Origin of the sequence: uncultured Xanthomarina sp., assembly GCF_963971605.1 — a bacterium.
Classification (GTDB): Bacteria; Bacteroidota; Bacteroidia; order Flavobacteriales; family Flavobacteriaceae; genus Xanthomarina; species Xanthomarina gelatinilytica.
This window is the reverse complement of the sequence record NZ_CAXATZ010000062.1, coordinates 1-6,898: the sequence shown is the minus strand read 5'-3', so window position 1 is coordinate 6,898 and position 6,898 is coordinate 1. Positions and strand designations below refer to the sequence as shown.

The window sequence follows — 6,898 nt, the reverse complement described above, 5'->3', positions numbered from 1 at the left end:
ATGTTAAAGATAAATTTGAAACAGATCCAGTTACCAACAGAGATGGTAATAAAGTAGATTGGTTGGATTACCACTACAAAGGATTCCCATTAGTGGCATCTTTAACAAAAATGACCCAATTGCAAGCAGATGTTAAAACTACAGAATCTGAAGTGTTATCTTCTATGTTAGCTGGCAAATTAAAAGTTGAAGCGTCTTTAACAAACTTTGATGCAATTGTTGTTCCAGATAAAACAGCGTTCTTTTCTGGAGAAAACTTTACTGGTAGAATTATCTTAGGTAAAAATGATAAAACATTAAAAGCTGATAAAGTAGTTATCAATGGTCAAGAACTACCTGCAGAATCCATGCAAGCTGGACAAACATTATTGGATTTCCCAGCAGGAGCAGTAGGGGAAAGAGAGATTGAAGGTGAATTTCAATTTAAAGAAGGAGATTCCATCATTTCCATTCCTGTAAAATCAACTTACGCTGTTGTACCTAAGCCAAACTCTGCAACTATCTCTGCAGATAAAATGAATGTGGTATATCGTGGTGTTGCAAACCCAATGACTATTTCTTTCGCTGGAATTTCAGATAACAACGTATCTGCCAGTGCTCCAGGTTTAAGTAAAGGTTCTGGAGTTGGTAAATACGTTATGAACCCAGGCTCTGGTAGGGAAGTAACTATTAATGTCTCTGGTACGTTGCCAGATGGTAGTAAAGTAAGTGACAAAGCTACTTTTAGAATTAAAGATATTCCTAAACCAACAGGAACCATTAGTGGACAAGATGGAGTTGTGAAATTGCCACGTAACTCAGTAGAGATTGCCACTATTGGAGCTATGCTTGACGATTTTGATTTTGAATTACCAATTCAAGTAACCTCATTCAAAATTAAAGTACCAGGTCAACCTTCTGTAGATGTTAATGGAACAAAATTAAATTCTCAAGCTAAGAACTCATTGCGTAAAGCAAGACGAGGAGATGCCGTTCAAATATTTGACATTAAAGCACAAATTAGAGGAAATTCTTCTTATAAGTTAAAAGGAGTTTCACCTGTTATTGTTGAAATAGCAAACTAATAGACATTATCATCTTACATGATAAGCCCTAATTAATAAAATTAAAAAGATGAATTATAAAAGTTTTTTATTAACCGTTTTAAGCATATCGTTTGTATCTGCTTCCTTTTCGCAGGCCAACATTTTAAATGCTAAAAGCCCTGAAGAGATTGGTGTAAGAACCGAAGCTCAAAAGGCCGTAGACAACGATAAACCGTTAGAATATGGTTATGTGGATGATAGAGACATTATGTTTTCTAAAATGACTTGGGAAAGAGTGGTTCTGGACGAACGTGTTAATTTCCCTTTATACTATCCTGTAGACACTAACAATATTGGTAAAGACAGACGTTCTTTATTTGATGTGTTATGGAAAAACGTGAAAGACGGTAATATTGAAAACATTTATGACGATTCTTATTTTACAACCAAACGTACCTTAAAGGATATTAAATCTGCCATGTCCAAAGTGGATACTTTAGATATAGGTTACGAACAATTTAATGCCGATGGTTATGTAGATCCAGAGTATATTGTAAAACGTGATATTACATCTTACGATATTAGTGCTTATTTAATTAAAGGATTGTGGTATTTTGATAAGCGTCAGGCAGAATTAAAATACAGACTTCTTGGAATAGCACCTGCTGCTCCAGATGTTAACTTTATCGATTCTGATGATGAAGCAAACAAAGAGCCTATTCCTTTATTTTGGGTATTTTTCCCAGATGCAAGAGAGATTCTACACGAAGCAAAATCGTTTAACAACGAAAATAGTGCAGTGCCTTTCTCTTACGATCATTTGTTGAATTCCAGACGTTTCAACGGTTATATCTATAAAGAAGAAAATGTCTATGGAGACCGTAAAGTCACCGAATATATTTCTGAAAATGCTTTAATGCAACTTTTGGAGTCTGATAGAATTAAAGAAAAGATAAGAGATTTCGAACTGGATATGTGGGCTTATTAGTTAAAGCCTTATTATAAAATTTAGAATAAAAACGCTCACTTTTTGGTGAGCGTTTTTTGCTTGCCCTAAGGAGGAATATCAAATTTAACTTACATTTGCCCAAATGAAACAAGTAGATTATATCATTGTTGGATGTGGTTTGGCTGGAATAGCCTTTATGGAACAATTAATGGCTGCCAACAAAAGCTTTGTGGTTTTTGATGATACATCGCAACAATCGTCTGTAGTGGCTGGAGGTTTATATAATCCAGTGGTTTTAAAACGTTTTACATCTGTTTGGAAAAGCAATGAGCAATTACAATTGGCTTTGCCCATGTATCAGCATATAGAAAATAAACTTCAAATATCAATAGATTACAAAGTGCCTGTTTACAGACGTTTTGCTTCAATGGAAGAACAAAACAATTGGTTTGCAGCTTCTGATAATCCATTGTTAACAAAATATCTTTCACCTAAAATAATTAAGAACAGCAACCCAAACATCAAGGCCGAATATGGTTTTGGCGAAGTGTTGGACACAGGTAGAATTGATACATCTTCCTTGATAACAGCCTATAAAAAGTTCTTGTTGGAGAATAACCTGCTTTTTGAAGAAACCTTTCAGTACCATCAATTAAACATTCAAGAAACTGATGTTTCCTATCAAGATGTATGGGCGTCTCAAATAGTATTTGCCGAAGGTTTTGGTTTGGAACACAATCCGTTTTTTAATTATTTGCCTTTAAAGGAGTCTAAAGGAGAACTTTTAACCATTTATGCGCCAGCATTAAAAATAGATTATATTTTAAAATCCAGTGTGTTTATATTGCCATTGGGAGAAGATTTGTATCATGTTGGGGCAACATATAATTGGAAAGACAAAACCAATGCTGTTACCAAAGAAGGCAGGGAAGAGCTTCTAAACAAGCTTAAAACCTTTTTAAATTGCAATTTTGAAGTGGTTGACCAAGTGGCAGGAATAAGACCTACAGTTAAAGACCGAAGACCCTTGGTGGGAAGGCATCCAGAACACAACAACCTTTATATATTAAATGGCTTGGGCACCAGAGGCGTAATGATTGGCCCTTATGTTGCCAAACAGCTTTTTAACTTTATAGAACAACATGAAGTTCTGGAAGATGAGATCAATATCAATCGGTTTTAGGTTTTACCAAAGATTTGTCATAATGCATAAATAAGTTTATCCAGATGTTTCTGGAAAGGCGCATAATAACAGGATAAAAAACAATCAAAGTACCAACAATGGCAATAAAAGCAGTCATTAAACCACTGCCCAGGAACAAATAGCTAATTACAAATGCTGCAACTGCAAAGGCAATCCCAACAGCATAACTAACGTACATGGAACCATAAAAAAAGGAAGGTTCAATTCGGTATTTGGTACCACAATGGGAACAGGAATCATTGATTTTTAGAACATCTTTCAATATATAAGGGTTTTTGTTGGAATACATGGATTCTTGGTGGCATTTAGGACAAGCACCTGTAAATATGCTATAAAGTTTATTACCTTTTTTTATCATTGTTAAAACTATTACTTTTGCGCTTTGTAGCTTATCACAAAGCTATAACTTTATTTAAGAAATCTCTGTAACAATAGTCACAAAAATGCTGAACATCCATAATCTTTCTATTTCTTTTCAAGGGGAATATTTATTCGAAGACATAACCTTTAAATTAAGTCCTGGAGATAGAATAGGTTTAATAGGAAAGAATGGTGCAGGTAAATCTACCATGCTTAAAATTCTTGCTAAAGAACTAGAACCGGACTCTGGACAAATAGCAGCAGATAAAAATTTAAGCATCGGTTTTTTAAAGCAGGATATCGATTTTGAGCTGGGAAGAACCGTTTTAGAAGAATCTTACGAAGCCTTTAAGGATATTAAAACGCTTGAAGCCAAAATAGAGGACATCAATGAACAATTGGTAAAACGTACAGACTATGAAAGTGATGGATATCATCAACTAATGGTGGATTTAAACGAAATCCAACATCAATATGAAATTTTGGGAGGTTACAACTATCAAGGAGAAACCGAAAAGATTTTACAAGGTTTGGGGTTTAAACGAAGTGATTTTGAAAATCTTACAGATACCTTCTCTGGTGGATGGCGTATGCGAATTGAGCTGGCTAAGCTCCTGCTTCAAAATAACGACATTTTATTGCTGGACGAACCAACAAACCACCTGGATATAGAATCCATTATTTGGTTGGAAGGTTTTTTAAAAAACTATCCAGGAGCTGTGGTTATTGTATCTCACGATAAAATGTTTTTAGATAACGTAACAAATCGTACCATTGAAATATCCTTAGGTAGAATATACGATTACAACAAACCTTATTCAAAATTCTTGGTATTGCGTCAAGAAATTAAAGAACAACAGCTTGCAACCCAAAAAAACCAACAAAAACAAATAGAGCATACAGAAAAACTTATAGAAAAGTTTCGTGCCAAAGCTTCAAAGGCCACTATGGCTCAATCCTTAATAAAAAAACTGGATAGAATTGATAGAATTGAAGTGGATGAAGATGATCATGCAGTAATGAAATTAAACTTTCCTGTTTCAATTGTACCTGGTAAAATAGTGATAGAAGCGCATGATGTTTCAAAAAATTACGATGAGGTTCAAGTTTTAAAGAACATCAATCTTACGGTTGAACGTGATTCCAAAATTGCTTTTGTAGGACAAAACGGTCAAGGAAAATCAACTTTGGCCAAAATCATTGTAGGCGAAATAAAACATCAAGGAACGCTTAAGCTGGGTCATAATGTGCAAATAGCGTATTTTGCCCAAAACCAGGCAGAATATTTAGATGGCAATAAAACGGTTCTGGATACCATGATTGATGCTGCCAACGAAACCAACAGAAGTAAAGTAAGGGATATTTTAGGTTCTTTTTTGTTCAGGGGAGAAGAAGTGGATAAATATGTTCGTGTGCTTTCTGGAGGCGAAAGAAACCGTTTGGCATTGGCAAAATTGTTGTTGCAACCCCTTAACGTGTTGGTTATGGATGAGCCTACAAACCATTTGGATATAAAGTCCAAAAACGTGTTAAAAGAAGCCCTTAAAAAGTTTGAAGGCACTTTGATTCTGGTGTCTCACGATAGGGACTTTCTTCAAGGTTTAACCAATAAAGTATATGAGTTTAAGGACCATAAAATAAAGGAATATTTAGGAGATATAGATTTTTATTTAGAACAACGTAACGTTGAAAATTTGCGTGAAGTTGAAAAAAGGGATGTTGTAAAAGAAATCCCCAAGGAAAGTAATAAACAAACCTATGAAGACCAGAAAAAAATAAAGTCTTTAAACAACAAGTTGAGTAATCTGGAAGCTAAGATCCAGCAACTGGAAAAACAAATAAAGGAAATGGATGTGGAATTGGCTACCAACTACGATGAAGCTGTTTCCAACCCTAAATTCTTTGACGGTTATCAGTCTAAAAAACAAGAATTGGAGACTTTGATGGAGGATTGGGAAAGAGTGCAAGAAGCCATTGAAAATTTATAATGGTTTGATTTTAAGTTCCTAACTATTTTATTCAATTGTGCATTTCGTCGAATAAATTTGTTTCTTATCCATAAAACGTCTAATATTGTTAGAGATTAATCCCAAATCAAAGACATATGAAGACTTATACACTTATCATACTTTGTTTTTTTATAACCACATTTTCCTTTTCGGAAGTCGCTCAAAGTGAGAAAGAAGCCCTATTGGCCCTTTACAATTCCACCAATGGCGAAAAGTGGAATCACACTTGGAATTTAAACGAACCTATTGAAAATTGGTATGGTGTAACAGTTCAAGACAATAAAGTAGTTGAAATAAATTTACACTTCAACAATCTTCAAGGAAACTTACCTCAAGAAATTGGAAATTTAGTGAACTTAAGAAAAATGAACCTTGGGTTCAATCAATTGGAAGGTGAGTTGCCAGCAACCATTGGAAATTTAAAGAGTTTACTTTCACTGGAGTTGTTCATGAACAAATTTGAAGGACAGATACCTTCAGAAATTGGTGATTTAAAAGGATTAAGGGTTGTAAAGTTATACAGTAACAGTTTTACAGGAGAAATCCCAGCGAGCATTGGAAATTTAAAAAACTTAAAAGAGCTAATGTTGGGCAGTAATTTTCTAACAGGAACCATTCCGGTAGAAATTAAAGAATTGAACAGATTGGAAATTTTAAGTTTAATTGATAATAAATTAGTTGGTGAAATCCCTTCAGAAATAGGTCAATTAACTAACTTAAAGGAATTGGTTCTTGCCAGTAACGAATTAACAGGGACAGTACCTTATCAAGTTACCAATTTATCCAATCTAAGCACGTTTATGGTAAGCGATAATAATTTTGAAAGAGAATATGTAAGTGTTGTAGATGGTGAAGGTAGCATGCCTATAGGCACTTTTGAGTTTGATTCTAAAACCGTCATTACTGATAACGATTAAATATTAATTAATTGATAAAATAAATAAAAAAGGACTATCTGCACAGATGGTCTTTTTTTATATCTTTAAGTATGCAAGAATATTTTTTTCAGTGTCCATATTGTTGGGAAACCATATCGATGCTTTTGGATACCTCTCAATCACAGCAAAACTATGTGGAAGATTGTGAAGTTTGTTGCAACCCCATACAAATTAGCCTTAAATTTCAGGATTCAGAATTGATGGAATTTCATGCCAAAAGTCTAGAATAGTAAATTTCTTTAAAATGTTCTTGTTATATCTAAAAAGCATTGTATATTTGCAGTCCAAAAATGATTGAATCGGCATTATGAACCGATAAGTTAAGAGCTAAAAATTATTATGGAGTTAAATCGCGGGATAGAGCAGTAGGTAGCTCGTCGGGCTCATAACCCGAAGGTCACTGGTTCGAGTCC

General features: G+C 34.3%; 7 protein-coding genes. 6 read left to right on the top strand and 1 reads right to left on the bottom strand.

Features of this window, described 5'->3' with window-relative positions:
* From gldM to AACY93_RS13505, 3 genes are all read left to right on the top strand, one after another.
* The coding region (gldM, locus tag AACY93_RS13515) for a gliding motility protein GldM (protein WP_339612145.1) at positions 1-1,064 on the top strand (1,064 nt) is incomplete at its 5' end.
* Positions 1,065-1,113: 49 nt separating this feature from the next.
* The gene (gene gldN, locus AACY93_RS13510) at positions 1,114-2,013 is read left to right on the top strand and encodes a gliding motility protein GldN (RefSeq protein ID WP_286854826.1); all 900 of its coding nucleotides are present in this window, start codon (positions 1,114-1,116) and stop codon (positions 2,011-2,013) included.
* Between the two features lie 103 nt (positions 2,014-2,116).
* Positions 2,117-3,157, top strand: coding sequence for an FAD-dependent oxidoreductase (locus AACY93_RS13505; protein ID WP_007648127.1), 1,041 nt, complete (start codon positions 2,117-2,119; stop codon positions 3,155-3,157).
* On the opposite strand, the gene AACY93_RS13500 is transcribed toward AACY93_RS13505, so the two are convergent.
* Positions 3,144-3,536: a DUF983 domain-containing protein gene (locus AACY93_RS13500; RefSeq protein WP_286854827.1), complete on the bottom strand. Its 393-nt coding sequence runs from the start codon at positions 3,534-3,536 to the stop codon at positions 3,144-3,146. The two genes, AACY93_RS13505 and AACY93_RS13500, sit on opposite strands and share 14 nt — an antisense overlap.
* A gap of 85 nt (positions 3,537-3,621) precedes the next feature.
* Here AACY93_RS13500 and AACY93_RS13495 point away from each other — a divergent pair, with 85 nt between their 5' ends.
* From AACY93_RS13495 to AACY93_RS13485, 3 genes are all read left to right on the top strand, one after another.
* Positions 3,622-5,526 (top strand): ATP-binding cassette domain-containing protein, encoded by a 1,905-nt coding sequence (locus AACY93_RS13495; RefSeq protein ID WP_286854829.1) that lies wholly within the window; start codon positions 3,622-3,624, stop codon positions 5,524-5,526.
* Between the two features lie 116 nt (positions 5,527-5,642).
* Entirely contained in the window at positions 5,643-6,464 is an 822-nt protein-coding gene (locus tag AACY93_RS13490; RefSeq protein ID WP_286854830.1) for a Two component regulator three Y domain protein, read from the top strand.
* A gap of 71 nt (positions 6,465-6,535) precedes the next feature.
* Entirely contained in the window at positions 6,536-6,715 is a 180-nt protein-coding gene (locus AACY93_RS13485) for a CPXCG motif-containing cysteine-rich protein (RefSeq protein WP_286854831.1), read from the top strand.
* The last annotated feature ends 183 nt before the right edge of the window (positions 6,716-6,898 follow it).

What these genes read in the sequence shown, in the direction of transcription:
- AACY93_RS13485 (WP_286854831.1), top strand. Translation starts at nt 6,536, where the DNA reads ATGCAAGAATATTTTTTTCAGTGTCCATATTGTTGGGAAACCATATCG.
- AACY93_RS13505 (WP_007648127.1), top strand. Translation starts at nt 2,117, where the DNA reads ATGAAACAAGTAGATTATATCATTGTTGGATGTGGTTTGGCTGGAATA.
- AACY93_RS13495 (WP_286854829.1), top strand. Translation starts at nt 3,622, where the DNA reads ATGCTGAACATCCATAATCTTTCTATTTCTTTTCAAGGGGAATATTTA.
- AACY93_RS13490 (WP_286854830.1), top strand. Translation starts at nt 5,643, where the DNA reads ATGAAGACTTATACACTTATCATACTTTGTTTTTTTATAACCACATTT.
- AACY93_RS13500 (WP_286854827.1), bottom strand. Translation starts at nt 3,536, where the DNA reads ATGATAAAAAAAGGTAATAAACTTTATAGCATATTTACAGGTGCTTGT.
- gldN (WP_286854826.1), top strand. Translation starts at nt 1,114, where the DNA reads ATGAATTATAAAAGTTTTTTATTAACCGTTTTAAGCATATCGTTTGTA.